The organism is Celeribacter sp. PS-C1 (genome assembly GCF_019429625.1).
Taxonomy (GTDB): domain Bacteria; phylum Pseudomonadota; class Alphaproteobacteria; order Rhodobacterales; family Rhodobacteraceae; genus Celeribacter.
Genome location: NZ_JAHXRW010000010.1, coordinates 91,152 through 110,361, shown reverse-complemented (window position 1 = coordinate 110,361; position 19,210 = coordinate 91,152). Strand labels below are relative to the sequence as shown.

Here is a 19,210-nt window from a genome sequence, read left to right as displayed (position 1 = left end):
GGCGCATGGGTAGCCCTTTGCTGGCTTTCGTGCAAGTCTGTGCTGCGCTGCCGCGACGTGGCTGTCGGGTCTGGTGGCGCTAACCCCTCGATATTTTCAGGGAAAAACCTCTCGTTGCCCAAAGGCTGTGCTGATGACGCTTGATCTCAATTTCTACCTTTTTGCCGTGCCGGCGGTGATTTTTGCGGGCATGTCCAAGGGAGGTTTCGGTTCTGCTGCCGCCTTTGCGGCCACGCCTTTTCTGGCCTTGATTCTCACGCCGGGGCAGGCGGTGGGACTGATGTTGCCATTGCTGATGGTCATGGATGTGACCGCCGTTAAACTGTTTTGGCGCAAATGGGATATGCGCGTGGCGGGTGTTCTCATCCTGGGGGCCATTCCCGGAATTGTGATCGGAACGTTGCTTTATGGCGTGGCCGATCCTGCGGTGTTCAAGCTTTTGATCGGGATTGTCGCAATTGGATTTGTGGTCTGGCAGCTGGCAAAAGCGCGGCGCTGGATCACCCCGCCGAAACGTGAGCTTGGCACGGGTGCGGGGCTGTTTTGGGGCGCGGTCACGGGGCTCACCAGTTTCATTTCCCATGCCGGAGGCCCACCTGCCGCTGTCTATATGCTGTCAAAGCGGATGGATAAGACGACCTATCAAGCGTCGAGTGTGCTGACCTTCTGGGCGGTGAACCTGATGAAAGTCGTGCCCTACGCCTTTGTCGGTATTTTCTCGAAAGAGACTTCGATCGCTGATCTGACCCTTATCCCGGCGGCTGTCGTCGGTGTGTTGGCTGGGGTCTGGATGCATCACAAAGTGCCGGAAAAGCTGTTTTTCGGGTTGGCCTATGTGTTTCTTCTGATCACCGGGAGCAAACTGATCTGGGAGGTTCTGGCGGCTTAAGCGTCATCGCCTTTCGTGACGGCCACTTCGGCGAGGGTCTCATAGGCCTGACCGGAGGCGATCAGGCAGCTGACGCCGTTGGGCGTGGTCATCAGGATCGTCCAGGTGCCGGTCTCGGTGGAGGCGAAGACCTCGACCACGCCATTATTGGGCGCGAGACCGATGGATTGGCGGCTTTCGCCATATTTGCTTGCGAGCCTGTCCAAGATTTGAGCGCGCTGGGCGCAGTTTTGTTGCGCCATAGCTGGGGTGGCAATAATCGTCGTAGCCACGAGCAGAGCGGCTCCGGTCAGAGTGGCAATCCGTGTCATCATCGTCTTGTCCTTTTCCGTTTTGGCGCGTCATGCTTTGCAAAAGAAATGACGCGCGGCGTCCGGTGCTGGGGTATCCCTCGTTTTGACGTCCCGGTGTGAACATGAGCCTGCCGAAAAAGGGTTAAGAAAGCGGTTGCCCGACCGCGCTCAGGGAGGTTTTCATAGGGCGCAACGTGGAGAAATTCTGCGCTGCGGAAAATTTACCCTTGCAGATTGGTGCGTTTGTGTGGCCTCTTGCGCAATAATATTGCGGAGGAAAAGAATCAAATGACCCAAGTCGCCAACCGTCCCTATCGTTCGGCTCTCTACATCCCCGGTTCGAAAGAACGTGCGCTGGAAAAGGCCAAGGGGTTGGCCTGTGACGCGATCCTTTTTGATCTCGAAGATGCTGTGTCGCCGGATGAAAAGGTAAACGCGCGCGCACTCTTGAAAGAGGCCCTCGCTCAGGGTGGTTACGGCAATCGTGCCAAAATCGTGCGGGTGAACGGCTTTGATACCCAGTGGGGACGCGATGATGTGGCGGCCTTCGTTGGCGCCGACATTGACGGGATTCTCCTGCCGAAGGTCGAGAGCGCCGAAATGGTCGAAGAACTGGCGCAGGCCATTCCCGATGTGCCGCTCTGGGCGATGATGGAAACGCCGAAGGGGATGCTGAACGCCGCCGAGATCGCCGCGCATCCGCGCATGGCAGGGTTCGTCATGGGGACGAACGATCTGGCGAAAGAGTTGAACACGCGGTTCCGGGCCGACCGCCTTCCGATGATGGGCGGGCTCCATATGTGCCTGATCGCGGCGCGCGCCTATGGGGTGATTTGCCTCGACGGCGTCTATAATGCCTTCAAAGACGACGAAGGTCTCAAGGCCGAATGCGAGCAGGGGCGCGACATGGGCTTTGATGGCAAGACGCTCATTCACCCGGCGCAGCTGGAGATTGCCAACGCGGCCTTCGCACCAAGCGAGGCAGAGATCGCTCTGGCCCAGCGTCAGATTGCGGCTTTTGAGGACGCTGAGGCAAAAGGCGAAGGCGTTGCGGTTGTTGATGGGAAAATCGTGGAAAATCTGCATATTGTGACGGCGCGAGCGATGCTTGCGAAACACGAAGCGATTTTAGCCATGGAGTAAATTATGCCTCTTCTCATCCTGGGCCTGCTGATCTGGTGCGGCTCCCATCTTTTCAAACGACTGATGCCGGAGGCTCGCGCGGCACTCGGCGATAAGAAGGGACCAGCGCTTGTTGCAACGGGCAACCTCATCGGCCTCGTGTTGATGGTGGTGGGGTTCCGGATGAGCGAGACTTACGATCTCTACGCCCTGCCACCCTATCTGCGCCATGTGAACAACACGCTGATGATAATCGCAGTGCTTCTGTTTGGGGTCGGCCAATCGAAAAGCCGTCTGCGGGCCAAGATGCGGCACCCGATGCTGACCGGTGTGGTGGTTTGGGCTGTGGCGCATCTCTTGGTGAATTCTGATGCGGCGTCTCTCGTGCTCTTTGGCGGCATGATCCTTTGGGCGCTCGCCGAGATGACGTTGATCAACCGTTCGGAGTCTGCGCCAGAGCGGTATCAAGGCGGCAGTCTTGCGGGCGATATTCGTCTGGTGGTGATTTCTCTCGTGGTCTTCGGCGCGATTGCGGGGATACATATCTGGCTTGGATATAACCCGTTTCCGATGTGAGGGAGTGAGAGATGAAAGCCTACAGGTTGCTGACCGAAGAAGACACATCGGCCTTTTGTCATAAGGTGACAGAGGCTTTGAACAAGGGCTGGGCGCTCTATGGCGACCCCAGCTACGCCTTCGACGCCGCATCGGGAAAGATGCGGTGCGCGCAGGCGGTCACAAAGGAGGCCGAGGGGGAATATTCGCCCGAGGTGAAGCTGGGACAGCTATAGTGGGAGGACCATTGAGGTGAAAACCAATCCGGGACGTTTTTTTGAGGATTACCACGTAGGGCAGGTGATCGAGCACGCCGTGCCGCGCACCGTGTCGGGCGGCGAACGCGCGCTTTATCATGCGCTCTATCCGGCGCGGCATGCGCTTTATTCCTCTGACGAGTTTGCCGAGAACTGCGGGCTTGAGAAAAGCCCTGTGGACGATCTGATCGCCTTCCATGTGGTCTTTGGCAAAACCGTCCCGGATATTTCTCTCAATGCGGTCGCCAACCTTGGCTATGCCGAGGGGCGGTGGCTTAAGCCGGTCTACCCCGGCGATACGCTGCGCTCGGTCTCAGAGGTGATCGGTCTTAAACAGAACTCGAATGGTAAATCCGGCGTGGTCTATGTGCGCACGACGGGTCTCAATCAGTTCGACGAGCCGGTGCTGGAATATGTCCGCTGGGTGATGGTGCGCAAAGGCGATCTGGATGCGCCCGCGCCCGAGACGGTGATCCCGGAACTGACCAAGGTGGTGGCACCCGAGGACCTTGTGATCCCCGAGGGGCTGGACTTCCTGAAATACAATTTCACGCTGGCGGGCGAGCCGCATCGGTTTGGCGACTATGAGATCGGCGAAAAGATCGACCATGTGGACGGGGTGACCATCGAGGAAGCTGAGCACATGATGGCCACGCGGCTTTGGCAGAATACCGCGAAGGTGCATTTCGATGCGACCAATCGCGAGGATGGCAAGCGGCTGATCTATGGCGGCCATGTGATTTCGATGGCGCGGGCGCTGTCTTTCAACGGTCTGGCCAATGCGCAGATGATCGTGGGTCTGAACGGCGGCGCGCATGCCAACCCCTGTTTCACCGGCGATACCGTGCGGGCCTATACCGAGGTGCTCGATAAGGCGGAAACGGATGCGCCAGGTGTTGGTGCGCTGCGGCTCAGACTTGTGGCCTACAAACACGGCGCGCCGGAGTTCGCCTATAAGACCGAAGAGGGCAAGTATCACCCCGATGTTTTGTTGGATCTGGATTACTGGGCTGTCGTGCCACAGTGAGTCTGCTGTGAGTCTTTAGAGGCTGAATTTGTGATCGCAAAACGGGGCTGCGCAGTGATGCGTGGCCCCGTTTCTTCTAAGCGCCCAATCCAAAGCGCCTAAATTCCTTAGAGAAACCCTAGGAGAGCGCATTTTGCCCACTTTTGTGATCACTGAATGTTTCTTGTGATCACAGATTGCTTTTTCCTGTGTTTCGGATTGGATAAACCGCCCCTGTTAGCGCTCACAGGTGGTGACTCGGGGACAAAAAAGTTTATTACGAAAGGCAACTTCAACGCATCAATCGTGAAAGGACGCCACCATGGCTGATGTGAATCGCGGCAACCGACCGCTCTCTCCCTTCATGATCGGACCCTATTATCGACCGCAGATGACGTCGATTTCCTCGATCATGGTCCGTATCACCGGCATTGCATCGCTGGGCTCCGTCTTCCTCGCGATCTGCTGGTTCCTCGCAGCCGCAAGCTCCGAGACGGCATTCAATTTCTTCAACGGTCTCTACGGCAGCTGGATCGGCAACATCGTGATGCTCGCCGCCGCTTGGGCGATCTGGTACCACATGCTGGGCCGGGTGCGTCACGTGATCTGGGACTTCGGCTACTGCCTGGATGTCGAGACCTCCGAGAAAATGGGTTGGGGCATGTTCATCGGGGCGACCGTCCTGACCGTGCTGACCGCTCTTGTGTTTCTGATTTTCTGAGGGGATCGCCATGAACTTTCTCACTGACCGCAAACGTGCGACGGGTCTGGGCTCTGGCGGGACCGGTGCGCAACATCACTGGCTGACCATCGCGACCTCCTTGTCGCTCGTCGTGCTCGTGCCGCTCTTCGTGTTCACCTTCGGCTATGCCGTGGGCCATTCTCTCGAAGAGGTGCTCGCGTTCTACAGCAGCCCCTGCATCGCGATCATCACGGCGCTCTGCCTCGTCGGTGGCATCATCCACCTCAAGACCGAAGTGGACGAAGCGGTCGAAGATTATGTGGGCGGCATCAAGCGCAAGCTGACGCTGATCGCCGTGGCTGGCTTTTGCTACACGTTGATGGCAGCCGGCCTCTTCGCCCTTTTGAAACTCGCCATTCAGTGATGCGCGGCAAGGAATAAAGACAATGACAGCAGCATATGAATATGAAACCCACGAATACGACGTGGTCGTCGTTGGCGCCGGTGGTTCTGGTCTGCGTGCGACGCTCGGTATGGCTGAGCAAGGTCTGCGCACGGCTTGTGTGACCAAGGTCTTCCCGACCCGCTCGCACACCGTGGCGGCTCAGGGCGGGATCGCGGCGTCCCTGTCCAACATGGGTCCGGACAACTGGCAGTGGCACATGTATGACACCGTCAAGGGCTCCGACTGGCTCGGCGATACCGACGCGATGGAATACCTCGCCCGTGAAGCACCCAAGGCTGTTTACGAGCTTGAGCATTACGGTGTGCCTTTCTCGCGGACCGAAGAAGGCAAGATTTACCAGCGTCCCTTTGGTGGTCACACCACCGAATTCGGTGAAGGCCCACCGGTGCAGCGCACCTGTGCCGCCGCTGACCGGACCGGCCACGCGATCCTGCACACGCTTTACGGCCAGTCCGTGAAGAACAACGCAGAATTCTACATCGAATATTTCGCCATCGACCTGATCATGTCCGACGACGGTCAGTGTCAGGGTGTGCTCTGCTGGAAACTTGATGACGGCACGTTCCACCTCTTCTCCGCGAAGATGGTTGTGCTGGCGACGGGTGGCTATGGCCGCGCTTATTTCTCCGCAACCTCTGCCCATACCTGCACCGGCGACGGTGGTGGCATGGTGGCGCGGGCAGGTCTGGCGCTTCAGGACATGGAATTCGTTCAGTTCCACCCGACCGGCATTTACGGCTCCGGCTGTCTGATCACCGAGGGGGCGCGCGGCGAGGGTGGTTACCTGACCAACTCCGAAGGCGAGCGCTTCATGGAGCGTTACGCGCCGACCTACAAAGACCTCGCACCGCGTGACTACGTGTCCCGTTCGATGACGATGGAAATCCGTGAAGGTCGCGGTGTGGGCGAGCACAAGGACCACATCTTCCTCAACCTCAGCCACCTTCCGGCCGAGGCTCTGGCGGAACGTCTTCCGGGCATTTCCGAATCCGCGAAAATCTTCGCCGGTGTGGACGTGACCAAAGAGCCGATCCCGGTTCTGCCGACCGTGCACTATAACATGGGCGGTATCCCGACGAACTATCACGGTGAGGTGTTGAACCCGACCAAAGACAATCCGACCGCTGTCGTGCCGGGCCTTATGGCCGTGGGCGAAGCGGGCTGTGCCTCCGTGCACGGGGCGAACCGTCTGGGCTCCAACTCCTTGATCGACCTTGTGGTCTTTGGCCGCGCCGCCGCAATCCGCGCCGGTCAGGTTGTCGACCCCAAGTCGCCGAACCCGGAACTGAACATGGCCTCCGTGCAAAAGGCGTTCGATCGTTTCGACGGTATCCGTTACGCCAAAGGCCCGATCCCGACCGCCGAACTGCGTCTCGAAATGCAGCGCACGATGCAGGCCGATGCCGCCGTGTTCCGCACCGACAAGACGCTGAAAGAAGGCGTCGAGAAGATGACCGCCGTGGCCGGCAAGATGGGCGACGTCTCCGTCACCGATCGCAGCCTCGTGTGGAACTCGGATCTGATGGAAACGCTGGAACTCACCAACCTGATGCCGAACGCGCTGGCGACGATCCACGGCGCCGAGGCGCGTAAGGAATCCCGCGGTGCGCACGCCCATGAGGATTACCCGGAGCGTGACGATGCGAACTGGCGCATCCACACGATTTCGCGCGTCGAAGGCAATGAGGTCGAGCTCAGCTACCGTCCGATCATCGAGGACCCGCTGACGACCGAAGCCGAAGGCGGCATCAGCCTCGCCAAGATCGCGCCGAAAGCGCGGACGTTCTAAGGAGATTACCCAATGGTACAATTCAATCTGCCCAAGAACTCCAAGATCGTGACGGGCAAGACTTGGCCGAAGCCTGAAGGCGCGACCAATGTTCGCAAGTTCCAGATTTACCGCTGGAGCCCCGATGACGAGAAAAACCCGTCGGTGGACACGTATTTCATCGACATGGACAAATGCGGTCCGATGGTTCTCGACGCGCTGATCAAGATCAAGAACGAGATTGACCCGACGCTGACCTTCCGTCGCTCTTGCCGTGAGGGCATCTGTGGTTCCTGTGCGATGAACATCGATGGGATCAACACGCTGGCCTGTATCTATGGTCTCGACGAGATCAAAGGCGATGTGCGCATCTTCCCGCTGCCGCACATGCCGGTGGTGAAAGACCTCATTCCCGATCTGACCCACTTCTACGCTCAGCACGCCTCGATCATGCCGTGGCTTGAGACCAAGACCAACCGTCCCGAGAAGGAATGGCGTCAGTCCATCGAAGACCGCAAGAAACTCGACGGTCTCTATGAATGTGTGATGTGCGCCTCTTGCTCGACCTCTTGCCCGAGCTACTGGTGGAACGGCGACGAATATCTTGGACCGGCAGCTCTGTTGCACGCCTACCGCTGGATCATCGACTCGCGCGATGAGGCCACCGGCGAGCGTCTCGATTACCTCGAGGACAGCTTCAAGCTCTACCGCTGCCACACCATTATGAACTGTGCGAAAACCTGCCCCAAAGGTCTGAACCCGGCGGCCGCTATCGCGCATATCAAGAAGATGATGCTCGAACGCACGCACTGATGTGTAAAGAGCTGCATTCCTCTTCTGGAAAAGACATTTGCGACGCGCCTGAGGATGCTCAGGCGCGTCGTGCCATTTCGCCCGTGATCTGTTATCCGAATGAGACACTTCCTCAGCCCGATCTCACTTTGTATCAACAGGCAAGAGACGGGGCGGAAAAAATTAACGAAGTGATCGTTCCGCCCCGTGAGGCGGCGACGTTCCGGGTTAACGCTGGTCAGTTTTTCCGTATCAAAAGCATTGAAGGTCCGCAGGTCGGGGATTTTAATCTCTGGAATGCGGCGGATCTGTCGGAGCGTTTCTATTCCGGGAAAACCCGCGCCCTGCATGGCACGCATCTGAGCACGGGGCATCGGATGTGGAGCAGTTTTCCGTCCTTGCGTCCTATGGCGACGATCGTCGGCGACAGTCTGGCATGGTACGGCAAGGATGAATACGGTGGGTCCGTGCATGATGTGATCGGCACGCGCTGTGATCCCTACACGCATCAGCTTTTGTCTGGCGGGCAGTATCATCACTGTTGCCATTCAAACCTGACGCGGGCCTTGGCCAAAGAGCTTGGCGTGACGCCAGCGGAAGCCGAGCCTCATGTGCATGACGTTCTGAACGTGTTCATGTGTACCGGCTTCACGAAAGACACAGGCCAGTATTTCATGAAGGCGAGCCCGGTGCGCCCCGGGGATTATTTGGAATTTTTCGCGGAGATCGACCTCCTTGGCGCTCTTTCGGCGTGTCCGGGTGGGGATTGCTCAACGGTGCATTCCTCAGATGCAGCACAATGCCACCCGCTGTTGGTCGAAATTTTCGCCCCCAAACCCGGTGCGCTCGGGACGTGGACGTCGCCGCCACAGAACGCCTACGATAAAAGCCACGGTTGCCATACTTAGCGCGATAATATGCTGTTCCTTATCCCGATCATCGTCATTTCGCTCTACGTTGGCATGTATGTCTTGCGCACGGATAGGACCTCCGATTGTCGTTGGCGTCAGACCGGAAAAGAGGCGCAAAGCATCGCCTGGCGCTGTCAGGTTTGCGGGGCGGTGGCGCAGACGGATAAGGGAGAGCCGAAACACTGCGGGGCGAAACCGGGCGATTGAAGGCCGCTCCACGGTTGCGCCGCATTGCAGCATGTGCATGGCGACTATGCGACATTAGGGGGCTGTCATTCGCGGCACTGCGGCATACCTGTGTGCACAAGGGAGACCACTACACCTCCACGGAGTTTACGACATGACCCTGCACGATGTTGCACTGAACGACAAAGCCAAAGACGCCGCAATGAAAGTGTCCGAATGGCTCGAATACTACGCCCCGGCCACCCCGGCGGTGAAAACCAGCGAACAGGTTGTTCCGGGCAAACTCGATGTGCTCGATCAAATGTACGCCTACTACGAGTAAGGCTTTTCGCCTCTCGTAAGATGAAGAAGCCCCGCCAAAGCGGGGCTTTTCTATTTTTTGTCGCTTAGCAGTAGCGTTCGACGCCGAAGATTTGCTGATCGGCATAGCGGTGCCCCGCCGCCCACCCTACTGGCAAGATCTGCTCGATCTCCCAGAGATCGTCCTCAGACAGGCCGATCTCTCCCGCATGGGCCCAATCGGCGAGGTGCTCTTTGGTGCGCGTGCCCGGAATCGGGATCAGGTGATCGCCTTGGTGCAGGACCCAAGCCAACGCAAGCGCCGGGGTCGAGACGCCTTTTTTCTCGGCATAGGCTTGGAACGCGTGGATATATTCCAGATTTTCCAACCAGTTCTGCCCCATAAAGCGCGGGTTTACTTTGCGGAAATCGTTGTCGGAAAACTGCGCGGGGTCGAGATCGGCAACGCCAAGTGCGCCGCGTGCAACGGGAGAGAAGGGGATGAACGCGATGCCCAGTTCTTCGCAGGTCTGGATCACACCCAATTCCGGCTGACGGGTCCAGAGCGAATACTCGTTCTGCACCGCCGTGACCGGCACGACTTTATGCGCGCGGCGGATCGTCGAGGGTGCCACTTCGGACAGACCCCAGGCGTCGATCAGCCCCTCTTCGATCAGCTTCCCCATGGTTTCGGCCACCACTTCCACAGGCAATTCTTTTTGCCGACGGTGGATGTAATAGAGCTCGACCTTGTCGCGGTTCAGCTTTTTCAAAGAGCCTTCCAGCTCAGAGCGGATGTAGTCTTCTTCGTTGTTAAAACTGCGCTCCGGCCCAGGTACGATGCCTACCTTTGTGGCCAGCGTCACTTGCGCGCCGCTCTCTTTAAGGTATTGGCCGACGATCTTCTCAGACCGCCCCATCCCGTAGATATTAGCGGTATCCCAGAAATCGATGCCCGCAGCTTCGACGGCGGCGAGAGTTTCGAGGGAGGTGTCATCATCGGCAGCGCCGAAGAACCCGGCGAAACTCATGCAGCCGAAACCAATTGCGCCCACCATCGGGCCGTTTGCGCCAAGCTGGCGTTTGGGCATGCTCATGCGAATGCGGCCTCCAATGCGATTTCGACCATGTCGCCGAAGCTCTTTTCACGCTGATCGGAGGGAAGAGCCTCATGCGTCAGCAGGTGATCGGAGACGGTCATGACGCCCAAAGCACGCACTCCATGCCGGGCGGCGACGGAGTAAAGCTCGGCAGCTTCCATTTCGACGCCCAGAATGCCGTGGCGGATCATCATCTCGTCCAGATCGGGGCGTTCGGCATAGAAGATGTCCGAGGAATAGATGTTGCCGACATGAACGCCTGTGTCTTTCTGACGCGCGGCGGCAACGGCGGCTTCCAAGAGGCCGTAGTCGGCGCAAGGCGCGTAGTTGATTTCTTTGAAAAAGCCAGCGGACGGGGTCGTTCCCATCGTTGTGGCGGTCATGGCGATCACCACGTCGCGCACCTTGATATGATGCTGCATCGCGCCACAGGAGCCAATTCGAATAAGTGTCTTGGCGCCATATTCAGTGATCAACTCATTGGCATAGATCGAGATCGACGGCATCCCCATGCCGGAGCCGTGGATGGTCACCGGGTTGCCTTTGTAGGTGCCGGTAAAGCCCAACATGCCGCGCACTTCGTTCACCAGTTTGATGTCGTCGAGATAGGTCTCGGCGGCCCATTTGGCGCGGTAGGGATCGCCCGGCATCAGGACGGTTTCGGCAATGTCGCCAACGGCGGCTGAAATATGGGGGGTCGGCATGCTATCCTCGCGATAAATCTCTTTGACGCTATAAAGCCAGCCTCGGCACGGATTGTATAGATTGCAACCGTGGTTTTTGTGCTGCGCAGGCTCAGAAGCGGTAGCCGAAATATGCAAGGTCCCGGGCATAGAAGTCCTCAAGCAGAGCGCGGGTCTTGTCGTCATGCGCGAGGCGATAATCCTGCCCTTTGGGCGAGGCCGTTTGCACATGGAGTTTGCCGAGGTCCGGAAAGCCGATCTTTTGCCCGATGCGGGTGATCGCCTCCGCGCGGTTCTCAAAGTGGAAAATTTCGGTGACGAGCTGTTTACCTTCGGCGTCGAGCACGAAATCACAAGCGGTTCGCCGCAAACCGAAATAGCCCAGATACGGCGTCTTTGGCGTGGCCTCGACAAGGCGGGCGACGAATTCAGTGTAGCTCCAGTCGGACGGAAGGTCGCCGCATTTCTGCATATAGTTGTAAAACGACAATAGCCGCTCGAACGGATTGCGCACGATGCTGAAGCTGTAGAGCTCGTCCCACGCGTCTGCACCAGTGATCGCCTGCATCTCGTGCGCACTCAGATGTTCGGGCAGGACCTGCTCCGTCGCATGTTCTGACTCGATCACGTTTCGCTTGCCGTGAATGGGGCCAAATTTCTTACCAAGTTCCGCGCGGATCGAGGTCGAGGAGGTCCGAGGAATGTCGATGAACCAAAAGCCAGTCGAGACAATCGCCTTGGTTGCTTGTCGGTTGCGATAGCGTGTTTTGATCCGGCGGATCGCTTTTTGCAGATGGCCCATGGAGCTGGCTCTCTTCAACTTCCCGGTGGATTGTCCACTAACTCAGAAAGTGACGTGGGTAAAGTGGAGGGCCGGATGGCGGCTGAATTCCTCCTAGGCAAAAAAATGCCCGGCCGCATCGACGCAGCCGGGCGGTGATCCGCATGTGTCGCGCGTGATGCGCGTTTACTCCGCAGCCTCTTTGCTCGGGTCCACCAGCGCCACGATGTCGAACATGATGCGATTCAGTTCGAAGTCTTTCGGCGTGTAAACCCGTGCGACTCCGATGGAGCGAAGATGCTCTGCGTCTTCCTCAGGGATGATGCCGCCGGCGACTACGGGGATGTGACTTAGACCGGCCTCTTTCATTTGCCGCATCAGATCTTCGATCAGAGGGATGTGCGAGCCGGAGAGGATCGACAGCCCCACAACATGGGCGTCATCGGCCTTGGCCGCGGCGACGATTTCCGCGGGCGTCAGGCGGATGCCCTCATAGGCGATGTCCATGCCGCAATCACGGGCGCGGGCGGCGATTTGTTCGGCGCCGTTGGAGTGACCATCAAGGCCAGGCTTGCCGACGAGGAACTTGAGCTTGCGCCCTAAGGAGGCCGACACGCGGGCGACCTCTTCGCGGATTTCGTCCAAGCCCTCTGTGCGGTTAGACGGGTTCGCAGACACGCCTGTCGGCCCGCGATACTGACCGAAAGCCGCACGTACCACATCGCCCCATTCGCCGGTCGTCGCCCCGGCTTTCGCCGCCTTGATCGAGGCGGGCATGACGTTGACGCCACTGGCCGCCGCCTCGCGCAACTCTTTCAGTGCGGCCTGAACGGCCTGTTCGTCGCGGGCGTCGCGCCACGCCTCAAGACGCGCGATCTGATCGGCCTCGGCTTCCGGGTCGGCCTTCATGATGCCACCATCGCCTGCGGTCAGCGGCGAGGGCTCGCCGGTGGTCCATTTGTTGACGCCCACGACCACGGTTTCGCCCGCTTCGATCTTGGCGATGCGTTCGGCATTGGCTTCCACGAGGCGCGATTTCATATACTCAATCGCCTCGATCGCGCCGCCCATGCCGTCGAGCGTCTCTAGCTCGGCGCGCGCACCCTCTTTCAGAGCGGCCACTTTGCGCTCCACGGCGGGGTTGTTGTCGAAGAGGTCCTCATATTCCAAGAGGTCCGTTTCATAGGCGAAGATCTGTTGCATGCGGAGCGACCATTGCTGATCGAAGGGGCGCGGCAGGCCAAGCGCCTCGTTCCAGGCCGGCAGCTGCACCGCGCGGGCGCGGGCGTTTTTCGATAGGGTGACGGCCAGCATCTCGATGAGAATACGGTAGACGTTGTTTTCCGGTTGCTGCTCCGTGAGGCCCAGAGAGTTGACCTGAACCCCATAGCGGAAACGACGGAATTTCGGATCCTCGACGCCGTAGCGCTCGCGGGTGATCTCGTCCCAAAGCTCCACAAAGGCGCGCATTTTGCACATCTCTGTCACGAACCGGATGCCCGCGTTCACGAAGAAGGAAATCCGCCCCACCATTGTTGGGAAGGCCTCGGCGGGCACTTTCTCTTTTAGATCGTCCAAGACGGCGATGGCGGTGGCCAGCGCAAAGGCCAATTCCTGCTCCGGCGTCGCGCCAGCTTCCTGTAGATGGTAGGAACAGACGTTCATCGGGTTCCATTTTGGGAGATGCTCGCGGGTATAGGCCGCGACATCCGTGATCATCCGTAAGGATGGACGCGGCGGGCACACGTAAGTGCCGCGCGACAGGTATTCCTTGATGATGTCGTTTTGTACCGTGCCTTGCAGTTTGGAAATATCCGCGCCTTGTTCCTCGGCGACCGCAATATAGAGTGCCAGCAACCAAGGCGCCGTGGCGTTGATCGTCATCGAGGTGTTCATCTGCTCGAGGGGGATCTCATCGAACAGCATCCGCATGTCGCCCAGATGCGCGACCGGCACGCCGACCTTGCCGACTTCGCCTTTCGACAGTTCATGATCGCTGTCATAGCCCGTTTGCGTGGGCAAGTCGAAAGCCACCGATAGGCCTGTCTGCCCCTTTGACAGGTTGGTGCGATAAAGCGCGTTTGAGGCCTTGGCGGTCGAATGCCCCGCATAGGTGCGGAACAGCCAGGGGCGATCCTTTGTGGGGCGATTGGTTTTCACCTCTTGTGCCGTCTCGGTCATTGCGAACCTCCCTAATGTCGCCATGCAACAATATTTCTCAAAGTGCGTTATGCTTGAAATATTGTGCTATTGTCAATTCGCCGCAATGCGGCAGAGGGGTAAAAATCCGTGACGTCAGGAAATTTTCTGTCGCGAAAAGGGTAAATCCCTTTGTTTTATAGGGATCTTCTAAAAAATTCTGCATCCGCTCGGTTATAAAATTTCAAAATTATACTTATCAGGATTGCATAATTACTTTGTGGGGCGTATCACCATGGCATACCCCGCGATTCTGCAACGCGGCACGACAAGGCTCACTGCAGGCTCTGTGACAGCACGAGACGGCAAAGAGCCGGCAAAGATATGGAGGAAAAACATGGCGCTCGACACGAACCAGCCGGCCTACGAGGCCGAAGAGAAGGACCTCTACGAAGTCGGGGAAATTCCGCCGATGGGTTATGTGCCTGAAAAAATGTACGCTTGGGCGATCCGTCGCGAGCGTCACGGTGAACCGGAGAGCTCGTTCCAATGTGAAGTGGTCGACACGCCGAAGCTCGACAGCCACGAGGTCTTGGTCCTCGTGATGGCGGCAGGCGTGAACTATAATGGCATCTGGGCCGGTCTCGGTGTACCTATTTCGCCCTTCGACGGCCATGGCGCCGACTATCACATCGCGGGCTCCGACGCCTCTGGCATCGTTTGGGCCGTTGGCGACCGGGTCAAGAATTGGAAAGTGGGCGACGAGGTCGTGATCCACTGTAATCAGGACGACGGCGACGATGAGGAATGCAACGGCGGCGACCCGATGTATTCGCCTTCGCAGCGGATCTGGGGTTACGAGACGCCGGATGGGTCCTTTGCGCAGTTCACCCGCGTGCAGGCACAACAGCTTTTGCCGCGTCCCAAACATCTGAGCTGGGAAGAAAGTGCGTGCTATACCCTGACGCTGGCGACCGCATACCGCATGCTCTTCGGCCACCATCCGCATGAGTTGAAACCGGGTCAGAATGTTCTGGTCTGGGGCGCGTCTGGCGGTCTTGGCTCTTTCGCGATCCAACTGGCCAATGCGGCGGGTGCGAATGCGATCGGGGTGATCTCCGACGAGGACAAACGCGATTTCGTCATGGGGCTGGGTGCCAAAGGCGTGATCAACCGCAAGGATTTTAACTGCTGGGGCCAACTGCCCACCGTGAACACGCCGGAATACGCCGCATGGTTCAAAGAAGCGCGCAAGTTCGGTGCTGCGATCTGGGCGATCACCGGCAAGGGCAACAACGTCGACGTCGTGTTCGAACATCCCGGCGAGGCGACCTTCCCGGTGTCGACGCTGGTCTGTAAAAAAGGCGGTATGGTCGTGATCTGCGCCGGCACCTCCGGCTTTAACTGTACTTTTGACGTGCGCTACATGTGGATGCACCAAAAGCGTTTGCAGGGCTCGCACTTCGCGCATTTGAAACAGGCGGCAGCGGCGAACAAGCTTATGATCGAACGTCGTATCGATCCGTGCATGTCGGAAGTCTTCCCTTGGGAGGAAATCCCGGCCGCGCATACGAAGATGTGGAAGAATCAGCATAAGCCGGGGAACATGGCTGTGCTGGTGCAGGCTCCCAAAACCGGGCTTCATACGCTCGAGGACGTTCTGGAAGCCGGAAAATAATCCGCCTTTACGGCGAGTGTCGCGCGATTTTGAACCCGCCCTCAACCAAGGGGCGGGTTTTTTCTGCCCTGTTGAAATTGTGCAACTATAGGTTGATCTGAGGTTTGCAGCGTCTGTTGCGTGATGCAAACTTCAAAAAACTGACGAGGCTTTCCCGCCGAGGTGTGCCAAGTCCGTGAAAATTAACGGAATATTTTATTTCAGTATATTACGATACCCTGCCTCGCTATTTCTGGGGAGGGTAAAACCGCGAATTTCAGAGTGCGAATGAGCTGTCTAAAGTTGAAATTGTACCAAAGCATCAACCGAAAAGAGGGTTTACATGCGCAACGATTGGATTCTTGATGTACTCACGGATTTGCGGACATTCGCGGATCAGAACGGCTTGAAGGCAAGCGCCGAACATTTGGCTGACACCTGTCTGGTGGTTGCGGCCGAATTGTCGAACCGACCCTCAGAGACGTTGCCGGAACAGGCGGGAGTGCATGACGACAGGGTTGCAAGACTTTCTGGAGGATATCCAGCGAGTTGAGAATTTCGAAGAGTTTCAAGACGCAACTGTAAAGCTGCGTGACCTCTTAGGTATTGCACATGTTGTTTACCATTGGGTGAACAGTGTCGGCGAACGATTTGGCGCAGGGACCTATTCGTCGGAATGGGTCGATCGATATCTTGAAAAAGATTACCTGCGCATGGACCCCGTTATTTTTGGCTGCTTTCAAAGATTTACCCCTGTGTCGTGGAAGCAGTTGGACTGGTCCTCCAAGGCGGCAAAGGCCTTTTATCGCGATGCGATGGACTATGGTGTCGGGAACCAAGGCTACACGATCCCGATCCGTGGTCCGAACGGCCAATTCGCGCTTTTTACCCTCAATGACAACACGACAGACGACGCCTGGGATCAACTGATTGCGCGCAATGAACGGGATCTCGTGGTTGTGGCCCACGAGTTCAACAAAAAAGCCCTGTCTTTTGACGCACAGAATGAGGTGCAAGTGGGGCCCTCGTTGTCTCCGCGAGAGGCGAGTGCGATCACGCACCTGGCAAAAGGTCTGAGCCGAAGTCAGGCTGCGGTGGAAATGGGAATATCCGAACACACGCTCAGGGTGTATATAGAATCTGCGCGTCACAAACTTGGGGCTATGAATACGACTCACGCTGTGGCGCGGGCGCTGTCGATGGGGCTCATCATCGTCTGAGATCGACTACGGTTTGCCTGTTGACGCCACGTCCACTTGCGGAATCTGCCTAATTTAAGTGCGCAGAACGGATAGAGAACATTCGCACAGTGCAACGGACGCAGCTAGTAGATGATGGTTAACACTTCACCGATAGCGTTCTTCTCAGATGATGGAGACAGGAGCTCAATATGCTGCGCTATATTTACGGAAACGACCTTTGCCACTTCCCCCGCCTGCGCGACACGATGTTTCGTGATCGAGCCGATCAATTCAAACGCCGTCTCGGATGGGATGTGCATGTGAACGAGGCAGGCGAGGAACGCGACGAATACGATGCGATCAACCCGCTTTATGTGATTTGGGAAAAACCGGACGGCACCCACGGGGGCTCGATGCGGTTCTTGCCGACCACGGGCGACACGATGGTGAACGATCACTTTTCCCACCTCACGGACGGGGTACGGATCGAAAGCCCTTTCATTTGGGAATGCACCCGCTTTTGCCTTGCCCCCGGTGCGGATCGCCGCGTGACGGCGGCCCTGACGCTCGCTGCAGGTGAGATCATGGAAGAATTTCACCTGAAACATTTTGTTGGTGTCTTTGATCCGCGGATGGAACGGATTTACTCGCTCATGGGGCTTGTGCCGGATGTCCTTGGCCGTGTCGGCGAAGGACGTGAGACCATCGGTGTCGGTCTTTGGGAGATGCATGAGGATGTGTTTGCCCCGACGCTTGAACGCGCTGGAATAGACCGAGAAACCTCCAAGCGCTGGTTCCATGACGCGTTCAATCAAAGCTATGAGGAAGAGCTGCGGGCTATCGCCTGAGACGCGACTGATGCGATGACTCTGGCACATGGTGCGGCGTCCCTGTAGGGTCGCCGCATGACCCAGACCGCGCTTACATTTTCCGAAGATCAGGCTGAAGCCTTTGACGCCATCAGCGAAATGTTGGCGCGTGTGGGTGTCGATCTCGAAGATGGCATCATCACGCCGCAGGCCAGTGCGACCAACCAGCTTTGCGCGGTGATCGGTAAGGCTGGTTCGGGGAAAACCCTTTTGCTGGCGCAGCTTTATAAGGCGTTGGATGAGGCGGGCGTCGAGGTCGTCTCTGGCGACTACGAGAACAAGCGACGCAAAGAACGGCGCACTCTTGCGATTCTAGCGCCGACGAACAAGGCGGCGTCGGTGTTGCGCAACCGTGGTGTGCCTGCAACCACCATTCACCGCATTCTCTATACGCCGGTTTACGATCCGGAATACGAGAAAATCGCCGAGTGGCTGGCGGGCAATGGCGAGCGGCCCGATCTCGAGGGGCTCAAGATCGAGGGGCTGACTGAAGAGGCGCTCGACAAGGCCTATGCGTTTTACCAGAACAACAAATCCATTCCCGGCGCGCTGGCGGCGGCGGGGTTGCGGGGGTCTGATTTCATCACGGGCTGGAAGAGGCGCGAAGACCCGCTCGATATCGGATTCGTTGACGAAAGCTCGATGCTCGACAAACGCCAATTCGAGGATTTGCAGGAAATTTTTCCCACTCTCGTGCTGTTTGGCGACCCGGCGCAGCTGGCGCCCGTGAACCAATCCGGCGAGATGGTTTTCGAGACGCTGCCCAAGGCAAAACAGCATATCCTTCACCGCATTCATCGTCAGGAAGCCGACAGCCCGATCCTCGATCTGGCGCACGCGCTGGCCGACCCACAGCTTGGGTTCGACCAATTCGAGCGCATGATCGAAGAGGCCGCTGCGCGCGACGAGCGTGTGGTTTATGCGCAGCGCGTCGAAAGCGACCTGATGGCGCGCTCGCCTGTGCTGGTCTGGCGCAACGCGACGCGCATTCGCCTGATCCAGGCGTTTCGGCAGGTGTTCGATGCCCCCACCGATGCGCTTTTGCCAGGTGAGCCGCTGATCTGTGATGGTATCGAATTGCCGATGAAACACCGCAAAAAGCGCCTTGATCTGGAGGCACGCGGACTGATCAAGGGCGCGCAGGTTGTCTACCTCGGGCCGGGGCGTAAGCCGGGGTTTTCGCGCCTGCATGTTATGGGTGCTGAGGATCCGAATATTTCGGCGGCCTCCATCGTTAAAATCGAATTTCCCGATGAGGAAGAACCCTTTATCCCCTATGCGGCGCGGATGGGCGCGGCCTTTCTGCACGGTGCGGCGGTGACGATTCACAAGGCGCAGGGCTCGCAATGGGATGATGTTCAGGTCTTCGCGCCCGACCTCTACGCCGCAGCGCGCGCGGGCCGGATGGAGGCGGGGATTCCCCTGTGGAAACGGTTGGCTTACGTGGCCATCACCCGGGCGCAAACGCGACTGTTGTGGGTGACACGGGCGCGTTTGGCGAAACCTTCCGGGCCTCTATCGGTGGCCGATCTGACATCGCGCGTTGCGGCGCCGTTGACACTGGAACCAGAGCAGATCGAAAACGGGCTTTAAG

General features: G+C 58.0%; 21 protein-coding genes. 16 read left to right on the top strand and 5 right to left on the bottom strand.

Going from position 1 to position 19,210, the window contains the following annotated elements:
* Positions 1–133: 133 nt before the first annotated feature.
* Positions 134–889, top strand: a complete 756-nt coding sequence (locus J5Y17_RS14795) for a sulfite exporter TauE/SafE family protein (RefSeq protein ID WP_219786060.1) — start codon at positions 134–136, stop codon at positions 887–889.
* Here J5Y17_RS14795 and J5Y17_RS14790 read toward each other — a convergent pair.
* Entirely contained in the window at positions 886–1,203 is a 318-nt protein-coding gene (locus J5Y17_RS14790) for a hypothetical protein (protein WP_219786058.1), read from the bottom strand. The genes J5Y17_RS14795 and J5Y17_RS14790 overlap by 4 nt on opposite strands.
* A 267-nt stretch (positions 1,204–1,470) precedes the next feature.
* Between J5Y17_RS14790 and J5Y17_RS14785 the strand changes: the two genes are divergently transcribed.
* The 11 genes from J5Y17_RS14785 to J5Y17_RS14735 all read left to right on the top strand — a co-directional run bounded on the left by J5Y17_RS14785 (position 1,471) and on the right by J5Y17_RS14735 (position 9,249).
* The gene (locus tag J5Y17_RS14785; protein WP_219786057.1) at positions 1,471–2,325 is read left to right on the top strand and encodes a CoA ester lyase; all 855 of its coding nucleotides are present in this window, start codon (positions 1,471–1,473) and stop codon (positions 2,323–2,325) included.
* Positions 2,326–2,328: 3 nt separating this feature from the next.
* Positions 2,329–2,880: an NnrU family protein gene (locus J5Y17_RS14780; RefSeq protein WP_219786055.1), complete on the top strand. Its 552-nt coding sequence runs from the start codon at positions 2,329–2,331 to the stop codon at positions 2,878–2,880.
* Between the two features lie 11 nt (positions 2,881–2,891).
* Positions 2,892–3,095, top strand: coding sequence for a DUF1737 domain-containing protein (locus J5Y17_RS14775; RefSeq protein WP_219786054.1), 204 nt, complete (start codon positions 2,892–2,894; stop codon positions 3,093–3,095).
* 10 nt (positions 3,096–3,105) lie between these two features.
* Complete coding sequence (locus tag J5Y17_RS14770) at positions 3,106–4,143, top strand: MaoC family dehydratase (protein ID WP_219786115.1); 1,038 nt, start codon at positions 3,106–3,108, stop codon at positions 4,141–4,143.
* 301 nt (positions 4,144–4,444) lie between these two features.
* Positions 4,445–4,843: a succinate dehydrogenase, cytochrome b556 subunit gene (gene sdhC / locus J5Y17_RS14765; RefSeq protein WP_167602298.1), complete on the top strand. Its 399-nt coding sequence runs from the start codon at positions 4,445–4,447 to the stop codon at positions 4,841–4,843.
* 10 nt (positions 4,844–4,853) lie between these two features.
* A complete protein-coding gene (gene sdhD / locus J5Y17_RS14760; protein WP_219786052.1) occupies positions 4,854–5,228 on the top strand; it encodes a succinate dehydrogenase, hydrophobic membrane anchor protein in 375 nt (124 codons plus the stop codon).
* Positions 5,229–5,250: 22 nt separating this feature from the next.
* The gene (sdhA, locus tag J5Y17_RS14755) at positions 5,251–7,059 is read left to right on the top strand and encodes a succinate dehydrogenase flavoprotein subunit (RefSeq protein ID WP_219786050.1); all 1,809 of its coding nucleotides are present in this window, start codon (positions 5,251–5,253) and stop codon (positions 7,057–7,059) included.
* A 12-nt stretch (positions 7,060–7,071) separates the two neighbouring features.
* The gene (locus tag J5Y17_RS14750) at positions 7,072–7,851 is read left to right on the top strand and encodes a succinate dehydrogenase iron-sulfur subunit (protein WP_219786048.1); all 780 of its coding nucleotides are present in this window, start codon (positions 7,072–7,074) and stop codon (positions 7,849–7,851) included.
* A complete protein-coding gene (locus J5Y17_RS14745; protein ID WP_219786047.1) occupies positions 7,851–8,738 on the top strand; it encodes a DUF1989 domain-containing protein in 888 nt (295 codons plus the stop codon). The genes J5Y17_RS14750 and J5Y17_RS14745 overlap by 1 nt, the downstream gene beginning before the upstream one ends.
* 9 nt (positions 8,739–8,747) lie before the next feature.
* Positions 8,748–8,948 (top strand): hypothetical protein, encoded by a 201-nt coding sequence (locus J5Y17_RS14740; RefSeq protein ID WP_255572110.1) that lies wholly within the window; start codon positions 8,748–8,750, stop codon positions 8,946–8,948.
* Between the two features lie 133 nt (positions 8,949–9,081).
* Positions 9,082–9,249, top strand: coding sequence for a hypothetical protein (locus J5Y17_RS14735; RefSeq protein WP_167602307.1), 168 nt, complete (start codon positions 9,082–9,084; stop codon positions 9,247–9,249).
* Positions 9,250–9,313: 64 nt separating this feature from the next.
* Here J5Y17_RS14735 and J5Y17_RS14730 read toward each other — a convergent pair whose 3' ends face one another.
* The 4 genes from J5Y17_RS14730 to J5Y17_RS14715 all read right to left on the bottom strand — a co-directional run bounded on the left by J5Y17_RS14730 (position 9,314) and on the right by J5Y17_RS14715 (position 13,951).
* Positions 9,314–10,303: an aldo/keto reductase gene (locus J5Y17_RS14730; RefSeq protein WP_255572109.1), complete on the bottom strand. Its 990-nt coding sequence runs from the start codon at positions 10,301–10,303 to the stop codon at positions 9,314–9,316.
* Positions 10,300–11,010, bottom strand: coding sequence for a purine-nucleoside phosphorylase (gene deoD, locus J5Y17_RS14725; protein WP_219786045.1), 711 nt, complete (start codon positions 11,008–11,010; stop codon positions 10,300–10,302). The genes J5Y17_RS14730 and deoD overlap by 4 nt, the downstream gene beginning before the upstream one ends.
* A 91-nt stretch (positions 11,011–11,101) precedes the next feature.
* Positions 11,102–11,791 (bottom strand): sulfotransferase family 2 domain-containing protein, encoded by a 690-nt coding sequence (locus tag J5Y17_RS14720; protein WP_219786043.1) that lies wholly within the window; start codon positions 11,789–11,791, stop codon positions 11,102–11,104.
* 165 nt (positions 11,792–11,956) lie between these two features.
* Complete coding sequence (locus J5Y17_RS14715; RefSeq protein WP_219786041.1) at positions 11,957–13,951, bottom strand: protein meaA; 1,995 nt, start codon at positions 13,949–13,951, stop codon at positions 11,957–11,959.
* 355 nt (positions 13,952–14,306) lie between these two features.
* Here J5Y17_RS14715 and ccrA point away from each other — a divergent pair, with 355 nt between their 5' ends.
* The 4 genes from ccrA (at position 14,307) to J5Y17_RS14695 (ending at position 19,209) form a co-directional block, all read left to right on the top strand.
* Positions 14,307–15,587, top strand: coding sequence for a crotonyl-CoA carboxylase/reductase (ccrA, locus tag J5Y17_RS14710; RefSeq protein ID WP_219786039.1), 1,281 nt, complete (start codon positions 14,307–14,309; stop codon positions 15,585–15,587).
* Positions 15,588–16,072: 485 nt separating this feature from the next.
* The gene (locus tag J5Y17_RS14705) at positions 16,073–16,786 is read left to right on the top strand and encodes an autoinducer binding domain-containing protein (protein ID WP_219786038.1); all 714 of its coding nucleotides are present in this window, start codon (positions 16,073–16,075) and stop codon (positions 16,784–16,786) included.
* Positions 16,787–16,956: 170 nt separating this feature from the next.
* Positions 16,957–17,595: an acyl-homoserine-lactone synthase gene (locus J5Y17_RS14700; RefSeq protein ID WP_219786036.1), complete on the top strand. Its 639-nt coding sequence runs from the start codon at positions 16,957–16,959 to the stop codon at positions 17,593–17,595.
* Positions 17,596–17,652: 57 nt separating this feature from the next.
* The gene (locus J5Y17_RS14695; protein ID WP_219786035.1) at positions 17,653–19,209 is read left to right on the top strand and encodes an ATP-dependent RecD-like DNA helicase; all 1,557 of its coding nucleotides are present in this window, start codon (positions 17,653–17,655) and stop codon (positions 19,207–19,209) included.
* Position 19,210: the final 1 nt, after the last annotated feature.

Coding starts and splice junctions, on each gene's coding strand:
- J5Y17_RS14795 (WP_219786060.1), top strand. CDS start 134: ATGACGCTTGATCTCAATTTCTACCTTTTTGCCGTGCCGGCGGTGATT.
- J5Y17_RS14790 (WP_219786058.1), bottom strand. CDS start 1,203: ATGATGACACGGATTGCCACTCTGACCGGAGCCGCTCTGCTCGTGGCT.
- J5Y17_RS14785 (WP_219786057.1), top strand. CDS start 1,471: ATGACCCAAGTCGCCAACCGTCCCTATCGTTCGGCTCTCTACATCCCC.
- J5Y17_RS14780 (WP_219786055.1), top strand. CDS start 2,329: ATGCCTCTTCTCATCCTGGGCCTGCTGATCTGGTGCGGCTCCCATCTT.
- J5Y17_RS14775 (WP_219786054.1), top strand. CDS start 2,892: ATGAAAGCCTACAGGTTGCTGACCGAAGAAGACACATCGGCCTTTTGT.
- sdhC (WP_167602298.1), top strand. CDS start 4,445: ATGGCTGATGTGAATCGCGGCAACCGACCGCTCTCTCCCTTCATGATC.
- sdhD (WP_219786052.1), top strand. CDS start 4,854: ATGAACTTTCTCACTGACCGCAAACGTGCGACGGGTCTGGGCTCTGGC.
- sdhA (WP_219786050.1), top strand. CDS start 5,251: ATGACAGCAGCATATGAATATGAAACCCACGAATACGACGTGGTCGTC.
- J5Y17_RS14750 (WP_219786048.1), top strand. CDS start 7,072: ATGGTACAATTCAATCTGCCCAAGAACTCCAAGATCGTGACGGGCAAG.
- J5Y17_RS14745 (WP_219786047.1), top strand. CDS start 7,851: ATGTGTAAAGAGCTGCATTCCTCTTCTGGAAAAGACATTTGCGACGCG.
- J5Y17_RS14740 (WP_255572110.1), top strand. CDS start 8,748: ATGCTGTTCCTTATCCCGATCATCGTCATTTCGCTCTACGTTGGCATG.
- J5Y17_RS14735 (WP_167602307.1), top strand. CDS start 9,082: ATGACCCTGCACGATGTTGCACTGAACGACAAAGCCAAAGACGCCGCA.
- J5Y17_RS14730 (WP_255572109.1), bottom strand. CDS start 10,303: ATGAGCATGCCCAAACGCCAGCTTGGCGCAAACGGCCCGATGGTGGGC.
- deoD (WP_219786045.1), bottom strand. CDS start 11,010: ATGCCGACCCCCCATATTTCAGCCGCCGTTGGCGACATTGCCGAAACC.
- J5Y17_RS14720 (WP_219786043.1), bottom strand. CDS start 11,791: ATGGGCCATCTGCAAAAAGCGATCCGCCGGATCAAAACACGCTATCGC.
- J5Y17_RS14715 (WP_219786041.1), bottom strand. CDS start 13,951: ATGACCGAGACGGCACAAGAGGTGAAAACCAATCGCCCCACAAAGGAT.
- ccrA (WP_219786039.1), top strand. CDS start 14,307: ATGGCGCTCGACACGAACCAGCCGGCCTACGAGGCCGAAGAGAAGGAC.
- J5Y17_RS14705 (WP_219786038.1), top strand. CDS start 16,073: ATGACGACAGGGTTGCAAGACTTTCTGGAGGATATCCAGCGAGTTGAG.
- J5Y17_RS14700 (WP_219786036.1), top strand. CDS start 16,957: ATGCTGCGCTATATTTACGGAAACGACCTTTGCCACTTCCCCCGCCTG.
- J5Y17_RS14695 (WP_219786035.1), top strand. CDS start 17,653: ATGACCCAGACCGCGCTTACATTTTCCGAAGATCAGGCTGAAGCCTTT.